We start from the raw sequence: 17,801 nt of genomic DNA, 5'->3' as shown, positions 1-17,801 counted from the left end.
TTTGCGGGCCGCTGTTGCAAGAAACGAACGATGAACGATCTGCCCTTCTGGAAGCGCAAGACGCTTGCCGAAATGACTGTCGCCGAGTGGGAAAGCCTCTGTGACGGCTGCGGCCTCTGTTGTCTCAACAAGATCGAGGAATGGGATAGCGGCGATATCTATTTCACCTCGGTCCGCTGCAAGCTGCTCGACGGCGAAAGCTGTCGCTGCTCCAGCTACGAGAACCGCTGGGATTTCGTGCCGGATTGCGTGCAGCTGACCAAGGAGAACGTCCCCGATATCGCCTGGCTGCCGCCCACCTGCGGCTATCGGCTGGTCAATGAAGGCCACGACCTCTACTGGTGGCATCCGCTGATCTCCGGTGATCCGGAAACCGTTCATGCCGCCGGCATTTCCGCGCGCGGCCGCACGATCAACGAAAACGAGATCGATATCGACGATCTCGAGGATTACGTCGTCGACTGGCCGCTGACCGTCGGCGAAGAGAAGGACGAGGAAGAAGCCTGAAGCGGCCGGCGCCGCGGCTTTCTCCTGCGGGGCGAATGACGCATTTGCACGGCCGCCTTTTCTCCGGCGCAAAAATATAAAATTGGCACCGGCCGCTGCTTGATTGTTGAAAAGTGAGACCCCACTTGCGGTGCAACCCGCTGGTCCGGGCCCCTCTGGCGAGAGCTTCGGCACTCTTGCGATGTCGGACCTCTTCTCCGACAACCAGTGCCGACAGGGGACTACCCTTGAATCTGTCTTTTTTGTTCGTCGAGTGGCTGGGAACGCCGCTCTGGATGTGGTCGAGCTTTTTCGCCCTCGTCATCGCCATTCTGTCGTTCGACCTCGGTATTCTTCATAAACAGAACAAGGAAATCGGCGTCGCCGAAAGCGTCAGACTGTCCGCCCTCTATATCGCGCTCGGTCTCGCCTTCGGTGGTTGGGTATGGTGGTATCTCGGCTCCGAGGCCGGCCTTGCCTATCTGACGGGCTTCGTCGTCGAAAAGACGCTGGCCCTCGACAATGTCTTCGTCATCGCCCTGATCTTCTCCTTCTTTGCCGTGCCGCGCATCTACCAGCACCGGGTGCTCTTCTGGGGCATTCTCGGCGTCATCCTACTGCGCGCCATCATGATCGGCGTCGGCGCCACGCTGGTCGCCGAATTCGCCTGGCTTCTCTATATCTTCGCCGCGTTCCTGATCGTCACCGGCATCAAGATGCTGTTCGTCAAGGAGGCCGAGCCCGATGTCTCGAAGAACGTCCTCGTCCGCTTCATGCGCAGCCGTTTCAACGTCACCGAGGAACATCACGGCGAACGGTTCTTCGTCAGAAAGGCAAACCCCAAAACGGGAGCGATGACATGGTTCATCACGCCGCTCTTCATGGCGCTCGTGATGGTCGAAGTGGCCGACGTCATCTTCGCCGTGGATTCGGTTCCCGCGATCTTCGCGATCACCACCGATCCGTTCCTCGTCTACACCTCGAACATCTTCGCGATCCTCGGCCTTCGCGCCCTCTATTTCGCGCTGGCGGCAATGATCCATCGCTTCCGCTATCTGAAGCCCGCGCTTGCCATCGTGCTGATCTTCATCGGCTCGAAGATCTTCCTCGCCGATCTGCTGGGCCTGGAAAAATTCCCGGCCGCGCTCTCGCTGAGCATCACCTTCGCGATCATCGCCGCCGGCGTGGTCTGGAGCCTCCTCAAGACGCGGGATCCGCAGCAGCCCGCCTGAGCGGGCTCTGCGAGGAATACGTTAACAAAGGAAGGAAACAGAAATGATTTCGGATTTCATCGGCTGGATTTTTGCCCTCCTCGTCGTCGGCCCTCTGCAGGCTGAGATACAGCAACAGGCTGAGCGCGCCAGGCTTCCCGTGGAGATCGTCCGCCAGTCCCAGGCCTGCCTGACATCCCAGGGACCAAAGCTCATCGAGCGCGCCACCGGCGACTACGGCTGGGCGGCGGCCACAGTCGTCAGCATAGCGATCGGCCATACCGCGCCGGCAGAACTTCTCGACGGCAGCGACCCCAAATGCGCAGCCCTCGCCAGTGCCCTGAAGGGGGACGGCGAGGGTGCGTGACGGCAACCAGCTAAAAATAGACCGTGTGACCGATCAAGACGGAAATGGACAACTGCCGCGCGGTGTCGCCACTGCGCGGCTTCGGGAGATGCTGGAAATCGCCCGGGTGAAGGGCGGCCTCTCCATCGGCGAGGCTCTGGAGGCGATGGGCCAGACCAGCATCGCCTTCACCATCCTGTTTCTGGCAATCCCGGCGCTGACCCCAATTCCCGGGCCGTTCGGAATGGTTTTCGGCATCGCGCTCGCGCTGGTCGCTCTCCAGATCGTCGCCGGTGGCCGGAAGGTCTGGTTGCCCGCCATCGTCAGCGATCGCCGGGTTTCGCCCGCGGCGTTTGATCTTATCGTGGGGCACGCCGTCCCGATGATCGCCCGGGTGGAAAAGCTCGTGCGCGCCGGCCGGCTGCGGGCCCTCACTGGTCCGACAGCGCAGGCACTTCTTGGGATTCCTGTCTTCCTGCTTGCCGTGGTGATCGCGCTGCCGATCCCCTTCGGCAATATTCTGCCGGTGTTGTCGCTGGTCGTGCTCGCCGTCGCCCTGATGGAGCGGGATGGTCTCGTCACCTTGATCGGACTGCTGCTCACATCGGCGACGATCGTCGCGACCGCCGCCTTGCTCTATTTTATCAAGGCGATGATCTTCACGGCCTCTTAAGCCGAATGGACGGGGATCGCGGCGAGGAACCGCCGCAGCTCCGTCTCCACATATTCATCCACTCGGCCTTCTGCGCCAAAACCCCACCAGGTGAGCGAGCCCTGCCATTGCGACAGCATCAGCCGGGCGATCGTCTCAGGCGCGCTCGCCGATCCGAAACAGTGTGCGATCGCCGCCGTCAGCGCCTTGCCCCAGGCGGCCCCCCGGGCGCGCAGCACCGGATCGCGAAAATCTTCGCGAAGCACCAGCAATCCCTCGCCATAGGCGGCGGCATTCTCGCCGTAATCCTGCGACAGGCCGACGAGCAGCGCGACGGCGCCGTCCGGCGTTTTTTCAACGCTGCCGGCAAGCCTTGCCGTTTCCGAATCCAGCCTGTCCCAGGCATAAAGCAGGGCTGCTCGCAGCATTGCCGCCTTTGTCGTAAAACGCTGCACCAGCGTCGAGCCGGAAAGGCCGCTGGCTTTGGCCACCGCCGCAAAGGTCGCCGCATCCGGCCCTTCGGCATGGATTAGCGCCAGCACCATGGCGAGAAGCTGTTCATCGGAAAGCGTGCGGCGGCGCGGCATGTAATTCCTCTTGCATTTGCCTTATTTATGAACGAACGTTCGTTTATATACAAGGACTTTTTCCAATTTCGGTGTGGAGGATAGAGACATGACAGCGGACTTGCGGGAGAATGTGGCTTTGGTGGCGGGTGCCACGCGCGGCGCCGGCCGCGGCATTGCGGTGGAGCTCGGCGCTGCCGGCGCTACCGTCTATGTGACGGGGCGCACGACGCGCGCGCGTCAATCCGAATATGCCAGGCCGGAGACGATCGAAGAGACGGCCGAGCTGGTAACGGCGGCGGGCGGCAAGGGGATCGCCGTGCGGGTAGACCATCTCGTCGAGGCTGAGGTCGAGGCGCTGGTTGCCCGTATCCGGGCGGAGGCCGGCCGGCTCGATATTCTCGTCAACGACATCTGGGGCGGTGAAAAACTGTTCGAATGGGACAAGGCTGTCTGGGAGCATTCGCTGGACAAAGGCCTGCGCATGCTGCGGCTCGGTATCGACACGCATCTGATCACCGCCCATTACGCGCTGCCGCTGATGATCGAGCGGCGGGGCGGGCTGCTGGTCGAGGTGACCGACGGCACGGCCGACTACAATGCCACGCACTACCGGCTGTCGCCCTTCTACGACCTCGTCAAGACGGGGGTTACCCGCATGGCCTGGGCGCATGCGCAGGATCTGGCAAAACACGGTGCCACCGCCGTTTCGATCACGCCCGGCTGGCTGCGCTCCGAAATGATGCTGGATGCCTATGGCGTGCGTGAGGAGAACTGGCGCGAGGCGACCAAGGTGCAGCCGCATTTCGCCATTTCCGAAACGCCGCGCTTCGTCGGCCGCGCCGTAGCGGCGATTGCCGCAGACCCAGACCGCGCCCGCTGGAACGGTCAGTCGCTGTCGAGCGGCGGACTGGCCAGGCTCTATGGCTTCGACGACATCGACGGCTCGCGGCCGGATTGCTGGCGCTACATGGTGGAGGTGCAGGAGTCCGGCAAACCGGCGGATGTCACGGGCTACCGCTGAGGCTGCCTGTTACCGGGCCGCCGCTTCACGAAACGACACCAGCCGTTTTGTCTGCTCGTCCCACAGCACCAGTTTGACGCAGCGCAGGCTGTCCATCAGCGTGATGCGGCCGAGGTCGGCGAGTTCAGGATGGTCCCGTAGCACCTCCGGCAGCCGGTAATAGGGCACCCGGCTCGACAGATGGTGCACGTGGTGGATGCCGATATTGCCGGTGATCCAGCGCAACACCGGCGGCAGGTCGTAATGCGAGGCGCCGTGGAGGGCCGCATGCTGGAACTGCCATTCCGGCTTCTTCGACCAATGCGTTTCCTCGAACTGGTGCTGGACGTAGAACAGCCAGACGCCGGCGGCACCCGCAAGCAGCACGATCGGCAGGTGCACCAGCAGGAAGGGGATGATCCCGACCGCCCAGATCAGCAGAGCGGCGGCGAGCGCGATGGCAAGATTGGTCGCCATTGTGGAGACCCAGGGCAGGGCGCCGGAGCGCATCATGCCGAAAGGCAGGCGCTGCTTGAAGATGAACAGCCAAGCCGGCCCGATCCCGAACATCACGGCCGGGTGCCGGTAGAGCCGGTAGCCGAGCCGGCCCCAGCGCGACAGCGCATTATATTCGGCGATCGTCAGCGTCTCGATGTCGCCAACGCCGCGTTCGTCCAGGTTTCCGGCCGAGGCGTGGTGTTCCGCATGCGCCCGGCGCCAATAGTCGTAAGGCGTCAGCGTCAGGATGCCGATTATGCGCCCAACCCAGTCGTCGAGGCGGCGACGCGCGAAAAACGAGCCGTGGCCGCAATCATGCTGGATCATGAACAGCCGCAGCAGGAAAGCGGCGGCGGGAATGACGAGGATCAGGCCGGGCCAGAAGCTGTAATGAACCGCGGCCCATGCGGCAGCCCAGAACAGCGCGAACGGGACGACCGTGACGGCAAGCTCGAAAGCGCTGCGTCCGGTCCGTGGCTGGCGATATACGGCAAGGATCTTCAACCAGTGCTTTTCAGCGAAGGCCCCTTTATCAGCATCGGATCGCGCCGGGTTTTCATCCGGCTGGCCCGAAGCGGCAAACTGCATTTCCTCGCTCTCGTTGCGGCGCGCGGATTCGATCACAGAATGAAGCCGTGAAAAGCAGCGATGTTCGAAAGGCCGAAGGCCGAGCGAAGGAGGAAGGGCGGATGATCCAACGGGTGCATTCTTTCAAGAGAGGTCATGGTCGCAGCACTTCCCGTTTTTCTGAAAGCATGTCAATGGGTGATAGTGCCGCGCCGGAGCGCGGCGCGTCCGGCGGCATGCGCCAAAGACGCTCCACCGCTTCGAGGCTGCCACGATCCATGAGGAATTATGCAGTCCTGCCGGCAGCGGGGGCGCAAGCCGTCCCCGCCGCGCAGATGTGAGGCGCTACTTCTTCGGGGCGCTGCCGTGCGGCGCACTATTGGCCGCCGTCTTCATCTGGTTGGAGAATGTGCTATCCGTCTTCGCCGCCTGCTTGTCCTTCTTCGGCTTGCGGACTTCGCGGTTGCTTCTCATTTGCCCTTTTGCCATGGATGAAATCTCCTCTCTCATTGCAATTGAAAGCTGCGGGCTGCGCCGCAATCACCCCCGCTTGTCGGTCGCGATCGAAGTTCGCGGGATCGTAGCGAAGGCAACCCGGCAGCGGCGGACCGCAGGGAATGGAATGAAAACGCTGGCTGAACCCGATGCCGGGGCTTTCGCCCGGAAAACAGCAGCGCCGGAAACCCGCCACGGCATGTTTCGGTCAATCATCAATGACATTCCTATGGCATGAAAATGAGACTCCATTAAGGCGCTGCCGCAAGAAAGCCATATTTCAGCACCCCAGCCTGTCCTTCAGCCAGGCTGGCTTCGATGAAGGAAAACCTTCATCTGCGGAAAGTCACCTCGCCATTCGGAACATGCCGGTATCAGCCGGCGGCGCGTCTTTCGCGCGGCAATCCCTGTATCGCATATCGGTTGCAGATGGGGGTGATCGGTTTCGGCGGCGCCTTCGGTTTGCCGAAATGGTATTCGAGAGCCTTCGAGAGCATGGCCGGTGAGGTAACGCCCTCCTGGAACAGCCGGATCAGCAGTACGGCCGCCACGTTGAAGACGCGCTCATCGTCGGTCGGGATTCTGGCATCGTAGCCAGCCTCATCGAGCACGCCCTGCAGCATGTCGAGATCCGACGAGGTCAGGTGCGGCTTTGCGGAAGTGGAAGACATGGGCCCTCCTTTCGTCGGGGCGAGGGTATGAAACCCTCAGTCGGCAGCGCCCGTACAATGGCTGCCGAAGGCCGAGACCATGCTCCTTTCGCCGAGGCAAGGCAATGGGATTCTGATGCTAATATTCGTTTTTTCTTATGAATGGCCCGCACCGTTTCGGGGTGCGGGCCGCAAGCGTCATTCCGCTGCCTGATAGGCCGACGTCCGGGCGGCCGGTGTCCGCGGGCCGGCGGCTGCACGCAGGGTGATCGCGATCGCAAGCAGCGCCACGAACGCGATGCCGGCGACATAAGGGTCCCAGCCGAAATGCGGTGCGGCACCGAACACCGCCGAGGCGGCTGCGAGCACGATGCCGCCGCCGATCTGGAAGGAAGCGAAGAGCAGTCCGGAGGCGAGCCCCGATTTGTCCTCCTCGACGTCGGAAAGGGCTGCGACCTGTACCGAAGGATAGGTCAATGCGTAACCGAGGCCGAGCGGGATCTGCGAGAACAGCACAAGCAGGATCGGGTCGACATGTCCGAGTGCGGTTACCCAGAAGATATAGCTGAAGGCCTGCAGGCCGACACCCGTTGCCATCAGGCCAGTGGCGCCGCGATTTTGCGCGAGGCTCGCAAAACGTGGCGCCAGAAACATCACGAAGACGCCGCCAAGCGCAAAGCAGAAGCCGGTGGTGAAGGCCGACCAGCCGATGACGTTCTGATAATAGAGCGTCGCCAGGAACTGGAAGCCGACATAGGCGCCCTGGAAGAGGGCGGCAATTGCATTGGCATGGCGGAGCTTCGCCCGGCGGAACATGCCGAGCGGCACCATCGGATCGGCGTGGCGCGCTTCGACCAGAAGAAAGAGCAGGATCAGCGCCAGCGACGCCGTGAGCGAGCTCCAGGTCGCAAAAGCCTGCCAGCCGGCGGCCGCGGCATTGGTGATGCCGAAGACGAAAAGCAGCAGCCCGGGGGTGATCGTCAGCGCGCCGGCCCAGTCGAAGCTTGGTCGCGGCCCGGTCCTTTTCGGGTCGACCGGCAGCGCCAGCGGCGCAAGAAGGAGCGTCAGGATGGCGACCGGCGCGCCCATCACCAGCGTCGCCCGCCAGCTGAAGATCGTCGCGGCACCGCCGAGCACCATGCCGAGCACGAAGCCGGTGGCGCCGGTGGAGGCGAAGACGCCGAGCGCTTTGGCCCGCGCCGCCCCCTCGCCGAAGACGGAGAGCAGCAGCGCAAGGGCGGCAGGCGCGGTGAAGGCGGCGGCGATGCCCTTGATCAAGCGGGCGGCGATCAGCGTCGGGCCGCTGCCGACGAAGCCGCCGGCGATGCTGGCGGCGGCAAAGATCGCCAGCGACCAGAGGAAGACGCGGCGGTGGCCGAAGACGTCGGCGACCCGGCCGCCGAGCAGCAAAAAGCCGCCATAGCCGAGCACATAGGCGCTGACAGCCCATTGCAGCGATGTCGCCTCCATGCCGAGTTCGGCCTGGATGGCGGGAAGCGCGACACCGATGGTGGAGACGTCCATGGCGTCGAGAAAGTTGGCGGCGCAGAGCAGCAGTAATGCCAGCCCCGCTCCGCTTTTCGATTTGGAAAGCGTCATCGAAATCGTTCCTTCTTTGCTGCCGCCTCGTCGAGGGAGGGTGCGCGGACGGCAGGGAACGAGAAAATGTACAGCTTCCTGATCTATTGCAAATTGATAGTAGCCATGCCAGGTATTACTCACGATGATGAATGATGCCACGCTTCGCAAAATCGATCTGAACCTGCTGCTGGCCTTTTCGGTGTTGATGCAGGAGCGCAATGTCAGCCGCGCGGCCGAACGGCTGCTGCTTGGCCAGCCAGGCCTGTCCGCCGCTTTGCGACGTCTGCGCGAGGCGCTGGATGATGAATTGTTCGTGCGCGTCGGCCGCGGCCTGCAGCCGACGCCGCGCGCCCTTTCGATTGCACCGGCGATCGAGGATGCGCTGTCGGGCATCGAGCGCGCCATCCGCCCGCAGGCCGAATTCGATCCGGCGAGCTGGCAGGGCGAGTTCCGCATCGGCATGTGCGACAATCTCGAATCCGCTTTCTTCGGCCCGCTTGCCGCCCGCCTGCTCCAGCTTTCGCCCGGCGCCCGGCTGATCGGCATCGCTTCCGAAAAGCGCGATGCCGCCCGCCGGCTGGACGAAGGGGTCTTCGACTTCAGCGTTTCCGTGCATGATGAACCGGCCTCCTGGCATATCCGCGCGCCGCTGTTCAACCAGGCCTCGATCTGCATTTACGATGACGCTCAACTCAAGTTGAGGGCGCCATTGAGCCTTGAGGATTTCGCCAACGTCGCCCATCTCACCGTCTCGTTCGAAGGCAATGCCTCGACCAGTATCGACACCGCGCTGAGCCGCACCGGCCATGTCAGGCGTGTGGTGGCGACAGTGCCGCGCTTTTCCGCCCTGCCGACGGCGCTGCGGGCGATGCCCGCCATTTCAATCGTGCCGGAATCGATCGGCCGCTGCATGGCGCAATTGCATGGGCTGACGATCGCAGCGCCGCCGCTGTCGCTGCCGGCCGATCCGGTGACCATGCTCTATCGCCGGGTCGATCAGGCCGACGGCCGGGCACGCTGGTTCCGCGGTCTATTCCTGGACGTCGCCGGGGAGGCGCTCGAAGACGCCGGCTGCCGCGTCTCCATATCGAGAGCTGCGGCGTAAAAAAGTTAGAGCCTGTTACAGCTCGCCTTTGTGGAAATAGGCTTCGAGGCGGTAGCCGTCCGGATCGATGATGAAGGCGGCGTAATAGAACTGACCGTAATCCGGCCGGATGCCCGGTTCGCCATTATCCGTGCCGCCGGAGGCGACTGCCGCCGCATAAAAGGCATCGACTGCGGCTTCATCAGGCGCGACGAAGCAGAAATGCAGCCCGGATCGCAGATCGGCAAGAACGGGCTGCTCGACCTGCATCACCCAGAGCCCGACCCGTTCCAGGCCGTAACCGATCATGGTGTCGGAATTGGACAGGCGCTCATATCCGAGCGGCGCCAGCGCCGCATCGTAGAAACGGCGGGCTCGTTCCAGGTTTTTGACGCCAATGGAGACATGATCGAACATGGGCCGCAGAACTCCTTATCACCGCTCCCATCCTCAAGATGGCACGACGCCACCATTTTTCAACCGCCGTCCCAAGTCAACGAACGGGTCTGACGGCCCGGCAGCCCATTCATGTCAGGCGATCGAGTTCTGCTGGAGAAGTCGGTCAGCCGTCCAATCAGCCGATAGGAGTGACTGGCCCCACATGGGCGGGACCAGCCGCGATCTCAGCCGTCGACGGCAGCCCATTTCGGAGCAATCCCGGTACCGCGACCCAGGCCGTAACCAAGGCGGATATTAAGCATTCCCAAGGGCTCGAGCAGGCGAGCGGCATCGAGCGAGCCGGTTTTTTCGACAGCAAAGCCGGCGTCCGTCACCAGCGCTGCGGAGGTTTCGACAGCATCGTCGTCTCCGGCCAGGAAGACCGGTATGGTGGCGGTGTGCTTCGGGGAGGCCGCAAACAGCTCGGCAAAGATCGTATTGAAGGCCTTCACGACCTTGGCGCCTTTGGCCCTGTGCTGGATTTCCTCGGCGGCCGACGTGTCGTGACCAAACAGCAGGCCGGAGAAATCGGGCTTCAGCGGATTGGTGATGTCGACGACGATTTTGCCCTGCAATGCCGCCGTTCCTGCAAATTCGAGAGCCGAAGCATAAGGCAGCGCCAGCACCAGAATATCGGCTTCGGCCACGGCGGAGGCGATCGATGCGCCTGTGGCGCCGATCTCTTCGGCAAGCGACTTTGCCGCGGCCTCATTGCGCGACGCGAGGATGAGATCGCGCTTGCCTGCCAGGCGACGCGCCAAGCCGGCGCCCATGTTTCCAGTTCCGATAATAGCGGTTTTCATGTGGTCGGTTCCTTCATCGAGTTGAATGACTTGGATATAGCCGACCGCGATCCCATCATGAATGGCATTGAATGGCGGTATATAATTGCATAAAAGTATCGAATGACCGATCTCACCAATTTGAAGACTTTTGTCGCCGTCGCGACATCAGGTAGTTTCGCCAAAGCTGCCGCCAGGCTCAACCTGTCGCCCGCCATGGTCGGCCGGCGCATTCAGGCTTTGGAAACAGACTATGGTGTCAAGCTGATCGAGCGCACCACGCGAACCCAGAGGCTGACCGAGATCGGCCTCAGATTTCTGGAGAGAGCGAGCAAGGTCATCGATGAGCTGGAGCAGTTGAACGACCTCGCCGGCCCAGCCAACCACGAAATATCCGGCCACCTCCGCATCAGCGGCCCGACGACGCTCGGCGTCAAGCGGCTGGCATCGTCCATTGCTCGCTTTGCCAATCAGCATCCCGCTATCAGTCTGGATCTCAATCTTACGGACCGGAACGTCGATCTGATCGCTGAGGGTTATGACCTTGCCATTCGGGTGGCGCATCTGCGGCCATCGTCCTTGATCGCAAGAAGGATCGGCACCTATCGCTTCGTCTGCTGCGCCTCTCCCGGTTATCTCGGCAAGAACGGCGTGCCGACACATCCCGAGCAGTTGCAACAGCACCGCTGCATCCTAAGCCTCAACCTCGTCCCGCGCGATCAATGGCATTTCGAAGATCAGGATGGACGGGTGCTGGCGGCAAAGATCGACAGCAATATCGGTATCGACAATGGCGAAGCCATGCGCGTTGCCGCAGTTGAGGACGCCGGTATAGTCTATGCGCCGCTGGTCCTGGTAGAGGAAGACATCGCCGCCGGGCGGCTGACCGAGGTGCTCGCCGATTGGGAAAAGTACAGCCTGCCGATCCATGCCGTGCACCCGTCGCGGCAATTCGTGCCGCGCCGGGTGAAGGCCGCGATCGGCTGGATCGCCGGAGATCTCCGCCGGTAGAATCCGTGGAAGCAGCAGCGGCGAGTTACTGCAACTGCGGCTTCTTGAGAAAGCTGTTGCGGTCGGCGGACTTGATGCGCAGCCAGGCCTCCCGGCCGTTCCTGAGAATCCGCATTGGGATCTCGGCGCCGGCCGGGCCGCTGCTCCAGACCTTGCGGTAGAAATCCGCCAGGCCGTCGACTTCTTCGTCGCGGATCTCCGAGATGATATCGCCCTGGCGCAGACCAGCCTGGGCGGCCGGACCGCCTTCGGCCACGCTCATCACCACCACGCCGCCATTGCTCTCGGCGGAGAATGCGCCGAGCCAGGGCCGCGGCGGCTTGTTGACCTGGCCGCGGTTCAGCAGATCGTCGAGGATCGGCGTCAAAAGGTCGATCGGCACGACCATATTGATATCGGCGACCTCGTCGCCCTGGCTCATTTGCAGGCGAAGCGAACCGATGCCCAGTAGCTTGCCGTCCGAACCGATCAGCGCCGCACCGCCCCATGAGGGATGGGCCGGCGCCGTGAAGATCGCCTCATCAAGCAGATATTCCCAATAGCCGGCGAATTCCTGCCGGGCGACGATATTAGCCTCGACGAATTCGCCGATGCCATCGGCAAGCACGACGGCATCGCCGGGCTTGGCGCTTGCCGCGTCGCCGAGATCCACTGCCGGCGCATTCAGAACCCCAAGCGCCTGCACCAGGCCAAAACCGCTTTCCTGATCATAGGCAAGGGCATGCGCGGGAACCACGCGCCCGTCATGGGTAGTCAGCCAGACCTCTTCGGCCTCGGTAATGAGATAACCGATGGTCAGCACCAGCCCATTGTCGCGAATGACCACGCCGCTGCCCTCCCGGACAGTGCCCAGCGTCTCCGCTGTGAAGGCATCGTCCGGAATGGAAGAACGAACGGCCACGACTGACCGCAAGATCGGATCGATATTCATGCTTTCATCCCGATAGGCGCCGGCGCGAGAGGCGGAAAATCCGGCGCACTCTGTCTTGAATAGGTAAGAAGATGGGTGGGCGGCGGCAAGGCTATGGCCGATGGAATTTCCAAGCCGCTGGAACCCAATGCGCAATGCATCCAATGGGCAATCAAATCGCATGGAAAAAGCCGCGCCATGCCATCCGCTGCCGGCACCCAATTTCCGGACAGGATATTTTGGGTGACAGCGTCATCGTGCAACAATATACAGTCAATCCCATCAAGACTCAGGCTGCACGGATTACGACATGAAAGACTGGCATCCCGATCTCGGGCGCAGCAGCAGCCCCCGTTATATGGCGATCGCCGATGTGATCGAAATGGATCTGCGCAGCGGCCACCTGGTGGCCGGCGACCGGCTGCCGCCGCAGCGCGAACTCGCCAAGCGGCTGAATGTCGATTTCACCACGGTGGCGAGAGGTTATGTCGAGGCGCAGAAGCGCGGACTTGTCGATTCGCATGTCGGCCGCGGCACCTTCGTCACCGGGCGCGCGGACGGGGAGCGCCAGGGTCTCGCGCTTGACGCCGCGCCCGATCCGCGCCGCGCATCCGTCGTCGATTTCTCGATGAACATGCCGCCGGAACCGGATGATCCGGAACTGCTTGCCCGCATGCGCGAGGGCATGGCGGCAGTAGCAGCAAACCTCATTCCGCTTCTGCGCTATCAGGGCTTCGGCGGTTCCGAGATCGACAAAGAGGCCGCCGCCGCTTGGCTCAGCCGTCGCGGGCTCGGGCCCTCGCAGGAGCGGATCTTCGTCACCCCCGGCGCCCATCCGGCCCTGCTGGCGATCTTCGGCCTGCTGGCAAAACCGGGCGAGACCGTGCTCTCGGAAATCATCACCTATCCCGGCATGCGTTCGGTCGCTGCCCAGTTGCGGCTCAATCTGACTGGCCTGGCAATGGACGAGGACGGTATCCTGCCGGACGCCTTTGCGAGAGCCTGCGAGCGGCTGAAGCCGAAGGCGCTCTATCTTAATCCGACGCTGCAGAACCCGACGACGCTGACCATCCCGGCCAGGCGCCGCGAGGAAATCGCAGCGGTTGCCCGCAAATATCACGTGCCGATCGTCGAAGACGATGCTTACGGCTTCATTCCGCAGCAGGGCCCGGCGCCGCTCGCGGCAATAGCCCCCGATCTCACCTGGCATATCGGCGGCCTGGCGAAATGCATCGGCGCCGGTCTGCGCCTTGCCTATGTCGTAGCGCCGGATAGCAAGGCCGTCTGGCCTTTCGTCAGCGCCATGCGCGCCAACAATGTCATGGCCTCGCCGCTGACCCTGGCGCTTGCCACCCGTTGGATCGAGGACGGCACTGCCGATGCGATCCTATGCTTCATCCGCACCGAGGCCGCCGCGCGTCAGCAGATGGTCGCCGCCATCCTGCCTGAAGGCAGCTACCGCGCCGATCCGATCAGTTTCAACATCTGGCTGCCGCTCGCCAACGGCTGGACCCGCTCCACCTTCGGCAGCCACATGCGCTCCGCCGGCATCGGCGTCGTGGCAAGTGATGCCTTCACGGTCGAGGGCGCAGCGCCCGAGGCCGTGCGGGTCTGCCTCGGCGGCCCGATCACCCGGGACAAACTGCAGGGCGCGCTGGAATTTATGGCCCATGCGCTTCAGGGTCCGCCGGAAATGGCGGCTTCATTCTTCTGACCCGGCAACGCCGCCGCGAAGCCTTTAGGCAAGTTATAAGTCCTTCCAACCCTTCCATCATGTCTGCGCGATCTGCGGTCGGCCGCCCTGCCGACATCTGCGGCATTCTGACGAGTTGACTGGCAATGTCCCAACAATGTATTTGCATTGAATGCATTCATTGTTGGGCATTGATTGGTTTTATGCCCGCGCAGAATAAGGTGTGATCATTATGGAGACCGAATATCCCCCGCTTCCTCCGCTGCAGACCGGCATCAGGGGGCGCTGCCCGCGCTGCGGCCAGGGCCATATGTTCAAGGGTTTCCTGACCTTGCAGCCGGAATGCGAGGCCTGCGGCCTCGATTATTCCTTTGCCGATCCGGCCGACGGTCCGGCTTTTTTCGTCATTTGCTTTGCCTGCATACCGAGCGTGCTGCTCGGCGTTTGGCTGGAGGTGGCCTTTACGGCGCCGATCTGGGTGCAGCTTCTGGTCACCGGCCCCTTCATGCTCGCTACCTGCATTCCGCCGCTCAGGCCGCTGAAGGGCTGGCTGGTGGCCAGTCAATATTTCTACAAGGCGGAAGAGGGCAGACTGGCCTGAGATCTGTTGAGCGTCGCGCGCAGGCGCGGCGACGCGAAATCGATGAGCGCCCGCAATTTCAACGGCACCATCCCCTGCGCGGGATAGACGAGATGCACCGGTGCCGGCGGCGGTTCGAAATCGACAAGCAGCGGCACCAGCTGCCCGGCCATCTCGGCGCGGGCGGCCTGGTAGGACAGTACCCGGGTGATGCCGAGGCCGGCGACCGCAGCATCGACCGCCGCCTCGGCGGTATTGACGGCAAGCCGTGAGCGGATCGGCACGGTGAGATCGCGTTTTCGCTCGGTGAATGTCCAGCTCAGCGTCGAGGCCAGGCTCTCGAAGGTGATGCAGTCATGTGCGGAAAGATCGCCCGGATGCCGAGGCGTGGCGTGCCGCGTCAGATAATCCGGGCTGGCATAGGCGGTGCGGCGGATCGCGCCGAGCCTGACGGCGATCAGGTTGCTGTCCGGCAGATTGCCGATCCTGAGCGCCACATCGATGTGATCCTCGACGAGGTTCGACAGCCGGTCGCCGAGCATCAGCCGCAGATTGATATCGGGATAGGCTTTGAGGAAATCCACCACCACGGGCAGGACATGCAGCCGCCCGAAGACGATCGGCGCGGTCATCGTCAACTCGCCCTTCGGCGCGCTGTATTCGCCGGCCGCCGCCCGTTCCGCCTCGTCCACCCGATCGAGAATTTCCCGCGCCGCCTCCACATAGGAGCGGCCGGCTTCGGTCAGCGTTACCTTGCGGTTGCTTCGCTGCAGCAACCGGGCGTTCAGATGCGTTTCCAGTTCGGAAACCTTGCGGCTGACAGTTGCCAGCGGCGAGCGCAGATGCCGGGAGGCGGCCGACAGGCTACCCTGTTCGACAACGGCAAGAAGCACGGTCATGGCGTCGAGGCGGTCCATTCTATCCTTCCGCAAATTGGGAATATGCCTTCCGGAATAGCATTCTACTGCAATCAGATGGAAGGCAATAAATTATGCGCAGATGGTCAAGCGGCCATCATCAAGCCCGTCGTTCGGGAAGACCAAAGGAAACCATCATGAAACTCTACTATCACCCGCTTTCCGGTCATTCTCACCGGGTTCACCTGTTTCTGTCGCTGCTTGGCCTGCCCTATGAACTGGTCGAGGTCGACATGGCGGCAGGCGCCCACAAGGCGCCGGAGTTTCTGAAGCTCAATCCCTTTGGCCAGGTGCCGATGCTCGACGATGACGGCACGGTCATTGCCGATTCCTCTGCCATCCTCGTCTATCTCGCGCGCAAATATGGCCGTACCGATTGGCTGCCGGAAGGCGCTTTGGCCGCCGCGCGAATACAGAAATGGCTGTCGGTTGCTGCGGGTGAGATCGCCTATGGGCCGTGCGCTGCCCGCTTGGTCACGGTCTTCGGTGCCGATTTCCGCGTTGAGGAGGTGATCGCCCGGGCGCACCGCATTCTCGCGCTGATCGAGGCGGAGCTCGCCGGCCGCAGCTTCCTGCTCGGCGACGATCCTGTGATCGCCGACGTCGCGCTCTACAGCTACATCGCCAATGCGCCGGAGGGCAATGTCGACATCTCGGCCTATCCGAACGTCCGCGCCTGGCTTGCGCGTATCGAGGCGCTGCCGGGTTTCGTCGGCTTTCGCAAGACGAAGATCGGCCTTGCCGCCTGAGACTGCGCCGGGACGGATCACCGTCCCGGTTTCCCAAATGGTACTCGTAGGGAGGCCGTGATGCCGGAGCAGACAAGACAGGACGAGTCGTCACCCTGGCATCAGGGCGAACTCGCCATGCAGCGCAGCGTCGGCGTCGTCGAACGCATGGATGGGCCTGGGCGGAATTTCGTCCGCAAGGCGATGCCGGAGCAGCACCGGGCTTTCTTTCCAATGCTGCCTTTCCTGGTGCTCGGCGCCGTCGATGCCAAGGGCGATGTCTGGGCAACGCTGCGGGCTGGGCGACCGGGTTTCATGTCCTCGCCCGATCCGGAGGCCCTCGATGTCGACCTGCCGCGCGACCCGGCCGATCCCGCCGATGACGGCATGGAGGATGGCGACGCGATTGCCATGCTCGGCATCCAGCTCGAGACCCGGCGGCGCAACCGGCTGAACGGCGTCATCCGCAGGACGGATGCCGAAGCGTTCCGCGTGCGCGTCGGCCAGAGCTTCGGCAATTGCCCGCAATATATCCAGCCGCGCTCTTCCGTCTTTGTCCGCGATCCCGATCGGCCGACAGCGGTGGCGCCGCTGCATTCCCGCCAACTCGACCATCGCATGCGTGGGATGATCGAAGGCGCCGATACCTTCTTCGTCGCCTCCTATGTCGATCGCGACAATGGCGAGCGGCAGGTGGACGTCTCGCATCGCGGCGGTCATGCCGGCTTCGTGCATCTCAGTGCCGACGGCGTGCTGACCATTCCCGATTTTTCCGGCAATCGCTTCTTCAACACACTCGGCAATTTCCTCGTCAACCCGAAGGCCGGGCTGGTCTTCATCGATTTCGAAACCGGCGACATGCTGCAACTGACGGGGACGGTCGAGGTGCTGCTGGATTCGCCCGACATCACCGCCTTTCAAAACGCGGAGAGGCTGTGGCGTTTCTCGCCCGAAAAGATCGTGCTTCGCCCGGATGCCCTGCCGCTGCGATGGAGCAAGGAGAGCGCCGATCTGCTGCGCCGTTCCCGCGGGTGAGGGGGCCTTGGCTGCCTCTCGACTTCCAAGACAGAACGCGGCCTCGGCCATCTTGCAATCATTGTACCGATCGGTACAATGATTGCCGTTCAGTACAGGAGCGTCAATGTCCAGCCTCATCCCGCCCTTCACCCTTGAGACCGCCACCCGGAAGGTCCGTCTTGCCGAGGACGGCTGGAACAGCCGCGATCCCGAGCGTGTCTCGCTCGTCTATACGCCGGACAGCCGCTGGCGGAACCGCGCTGAATTCGTCAACGGCCGTGCCGAGATCGTCGCCTTCCTCACCCGCAAATGGGCCAAGGAGCTGGATTACCGGCTGATCAAGGAGATCTGGGCCTTCACCGATGCTCGCATCGCCGTACGCTTCGCCTATGAATGGCACGACGACAGCGGCAACTGGTTCCGCTCCTATGGCAACGAGAACTGGGAATTCGATGCCGCCGGCCTGATGCAGCGCCGCTTCGCCTGCATCAACGACCTGCCGATCGGCGAATCGGAGCGCAAATACCACTGGCCGCTCGGCCGGCGGCCGGACGATCATCCGGGTCTGACCGAGCTTGGCCTCTGA

Annotated in this window: 22 protein-coding genes; 13 read left to right on the top strand and 9 right to left on the bottom strand. The window is 62.9% G+C overall.

Going from position 1 to position 17,801, the window contains the following annotated elements:
• Positions 1–30: 30 nt before the first annotated feature.
• From AF337_RS26315 to AF337_RS26300, 4 genes are all read left to right on the top strand, one after another.
• The gene (locus AF337_RS26315) at positions 31–507 is read left to right on the top strand and encodes a YcgN family cysteine cluster protein (protein WP_049734427.1); all 477 of its coding nucleotides are present in this window, start codon (positions 31–33) and stop codon (positions 505–507) included.
• Positions 508–734: 227 nt separating this feature from the next.
• Positions 735–1,718, top strand: coding sequence for a TerC family protein (locus AF337_RS26310; RefSeq protein WP_049734426.1), 984 nt, complete (start codon positions 735–737; stop codon positions 1,716–1,718).
• Between the two features lie 43 nt (positions 1,719–1,761).
• Positions 1,762–2,064, top strand: coding sequence for a hypothetical protein (locus AF337_RS26305; RefSeq protein WP_049734425.1), 303 nt, complete (start codon positions 1,762–1,764; stop codon positions 2,062–2,064).
• A gap of 25 nt (positions 2,065–2,089) precedes the next feature.
• Complete coding sequence (locus tag AF337_RS26300) at positions 2,090–2,716, top strand: exopolysaccharide biosynthesis protein (RefSeq protein ID WP_049734424.1); 627 nt, start codon at positions 2,090–2,092, stop codon at positions 2,714–2,716.
• Here AF337_RS26300 and AF337_RS26295 read toward each other — a convergent pair.
• Positions 2,713–3,282, bottom strand: a complete 570-nt coding sequence (locus AF337_RS26295) for a TetR family transcriptional regulator (protein WP_049734423.1) — start codon at positions 3,280–3,282, stop codon at positions 2,713–2,715. The genes AF337_RS26300 and AF337_RS26295 overlap by 4 nt on opposite strands.
• An 88-nt stretch (positions 3,283–3,370) precedes the next feature.
• On the opposite strand from AF337_RS26295, the gene AF337_RS26290 reads away from it, so the two are divergent.
• The gene (locus AF337_RS26290; RefSeq protein WP_049734422.1) at positions 3,371–4,285 is read left to right on the top strand and encodes an SDR family oxidoreductase; all 915 of its coding nucleotides are present in this window, start codon (positions 3,371–3,373) and stop codon (positions 4,283–4,285) included.
• A gap of 9 nt (positions 4,286–4,294) precedes the next feature.
• On the opposite strand, the gene AF337_RS26285 is transcribed toward AF337_RS26290, so the two are convergent.
• Together AF337_RS26285 and AF337_RS43790 are read right to left on the bottom strand one after the other, a co-directional pair.
• Entirely contained in the window at positions 4,295–5,350 is a 1,056-nt protein-coding gene (locus tag AF337_RS26285) for a fatty acid desaturase (RefSeq protein ID WP_193393663.1), read from the bottom strand.
• A gap of 324 nt (positions 5,351–5,674) precedes the next feature.
• Positions 5,675–5,818: a hypothetical protein gene (locus tag AF337_RS43790; RefSeq protein WP_164896004.1), complete on the bottom strand. Its 144-nt coding sequence runs from the start codon at positions 5,816–5,818 to the stop codon at positions 5,675–5,677.
• Between AF337_RS43790 and AF337_RS42610 the strand changes: the two genes are divergently transcribed.
• Positions 5,817–6,062, top strand: a complete 246-nt coding sequence (locus tag AF337_RS42610; RefSeq protein ID WP_152971201.1) for a hypothetical protein — start codon at positions 5,817–5,819, stop codon at positions 6,060–6,062. The genes AF337_RS43790 and AF337_RS42610 overlap by 2 nt on opposite strands.
• Before the next feature lie 136 nt (positions 6,063–6,198).
• Here the strand turns inward: AF337_RS42610 and AF337_RS26280 are convergent, their stop codons facing one another.
• Together AF337_RS26280 and AF337_RS26275 are read right to left on the bottom strand one after the other, a co-directional pair.
• Entirely contained in the window at positions 6,199–6,495 is a 297-nt protein-coding gene (locus AF337_RS26280) for a hypothetical protein (protein ID WP_049734420.1), read from the bottom strand.
• 177 nt (positions 6,496–6,672) lie between these two features.
• Positions 6,673–8,073, bottom strand: a complete 1,401-nt coding sequence (locus AF337_RS26275) for an MFS transporter (protein ID WP_049734419.1) — start codon at positions 8,071–8,073, stop codon at positions 6,673–6,675.
• 124 nt (positions 8,074–8,197) lie between these two features.
• On the opposite strand from AF337_RS26275, the gene AF337_RS26270 reads away from it, so the two are divergent.
• A complete protein-coding gene (locus AF337_RS26270) occupies positions 8,198–9,160 on the top strand; it encodes a LysR family transcriptional regulator (RefSeq protein ID WP_049734418.1) in 963 nt (320 codons plus the stop codon).
• A gap of 15 nt (positions 9,161–9,175) precedes the next feature.
• Here the strand turns inward: AF337_RS26270 and AF337_RS26265 are convergent, their stop codons facing one another.
• Together AF337_RS26265 and AF337_RS26260 are read right to left on the bottom strand one after the other, a co-directional pair.
• Positions 9,176–9,556, bottom strand: a complete 381-nt coding sequence (locus tag AF337_RS26265) for a VOC family protein (protein WP_049734417.1) — start codon at positions 9,554–9,556, stop codon at positions 9,176–9,178.
• Between the two features lie 206 nt (positions 9,557–9,762).
• The gene (locus AF337_RS26260; RefSeq protein ID WP_049734416.1) at positions 9,763–10,380 is read right to left on the bottom strand and encodes an NADPH-dependent F420 reductase; all 618 of its coding nucleotides are present in this window, start codon (positions 10,378–10,380) and stop codon (positions 9,763–9,765) included.
• A gap of 102 nt (positions 10,381–10,482) precedes the next feature.
• Here AF337_RS26260 and AF337_RS26255 point away from each other — a divergent pair, with 102 nt between their 5' ends.
• Positions 10,483–11,370 carry a LysR family transcriptional regulator gene (locus AF337_RS26255; RefSeq protein ID WP_049734415.1) on the top strand — a complete coding sequence of 296 codons (888 nt, stop codon included), beginning with the start codon at positions 10,483–10,485 and terminating at the stop codon, positions 11,368–11,370.
• A gap of 25 nt (positions 11,371–11,395) precedes the next feature.
• On the opposite strand, the gene AF337_RS26250 is transcribed toward AF337_RS26255, so the two are convergent.
• Positions 11,396–12,301, bottom strand: coding sequence for a S1C family serine protease (locus tag AF337_RS26250; RefSeq protein WP_049734414.1), 906 nt, complete (start codon positions 12,299–12,301; stop codon positions 11,396–11,398).
• A 289-nt stretch (positions 12,302–12,590) separates the two neighbouring features.
• On the opposite strand from AF337_RS26250, the gene AF337_RS26245 reads away from it, so the two are divergent.
• A complete protein-coding gene (locus tag AF337_RS26245; RefSeq protein ID WP_049734413.1) occupies positions 12,591–13,994 on the top strand; it encodes an aminotransferase-like domain-containing protein in 1,404 nt (467 codons plus the stop codon).
• Positions 13,995–14,205: 211 nt separating this feature from the next.
• On the top strand, positions 14,206–14,574 hold the full coding sequence (locus AF337_RS26240) for a DUF983 domain-containing protein (protein WP_049734412.1): 369 nt from the start codon (positions 14,206–14,208) through the stop codon (positions 14,572–14,574).
• Here AF337_RS26240 and AF337_RS26235 read toward each other — a convergent pair.
• Positions 14,544–15,470 carry a LysR family transcriptional regulator gene (locus AF337_RS26235; protein WP_049734411.1) on the bottom strand — a complete coding sequence of 309 codons (927 nt, stop codon included), beginning with the start codon at positions 15,468–15,470 and terminating at the stop codon, positions 14,544–14,546. The genes AF337_RS26240 and AF337_RS26235 overlap by 31 nt on opposite strands.
• 137 nt (positions 15,471–15,607) lie before the next feature.
• On the opposite strand from AF337_RS26235, the gene AF337_RS26230 reads away from it, so the two are divergent.
• From AF337_RS26230 to AF337_RS26220, 3 genes are all read left to right on the top strand, one after another.
• On the top strand, positions 15,608–16,219 hold the full coding sequence (locus tag AF337_RS26230) for a glutathione S-transferase family protein (protein WP_049734410.1): 612 nt from the start codon (positions 15,608–15,610) through the stop codon (positions 16,217–16,219).
• Between the two features lie 60 nt (positions 16,220–16,279).
• Complete coding sequence (locus AF337_RS26225) at positions 16,280–17,233, top strand: pyridoxamine 5'-phosphate oxidase family protein (RefSeq protein WP_049734409.1); 954 nt, start codon at positions 16,280–16,282, stop codon at positions 17,231–17,233.
• Positions 17,234–17,339: 106 nt separating this feature from the next.
• Positions 17,340–17,801 carry a nuclear transport factor 2 family protein gene (locus tag AF337_RS26220; protein WP_049734408.1) on the top strand — a complete coding sequence of 154 codons (462 nt, stop codon included), beginning with the start codon at positions 17,340–17,342 and terminating at the stop codon, positions 17,799–17,801.

Origin of the sequence: Rhizobium ecuadorense (assembly GCF_001187535.1) — a bacterium.
Lineage (GTDB): Bacteria > Pseudomonadota > Alphaproteobacteria > Rhizobiales > Rhizobiaceae > Rhizobium > Rhizobium ecuadorense.
The sequence above is the reverse complement of the archived record's forward strand: the minus strand, read 5'-3'. Positions and strand labels throughout refer to the sequence as shown.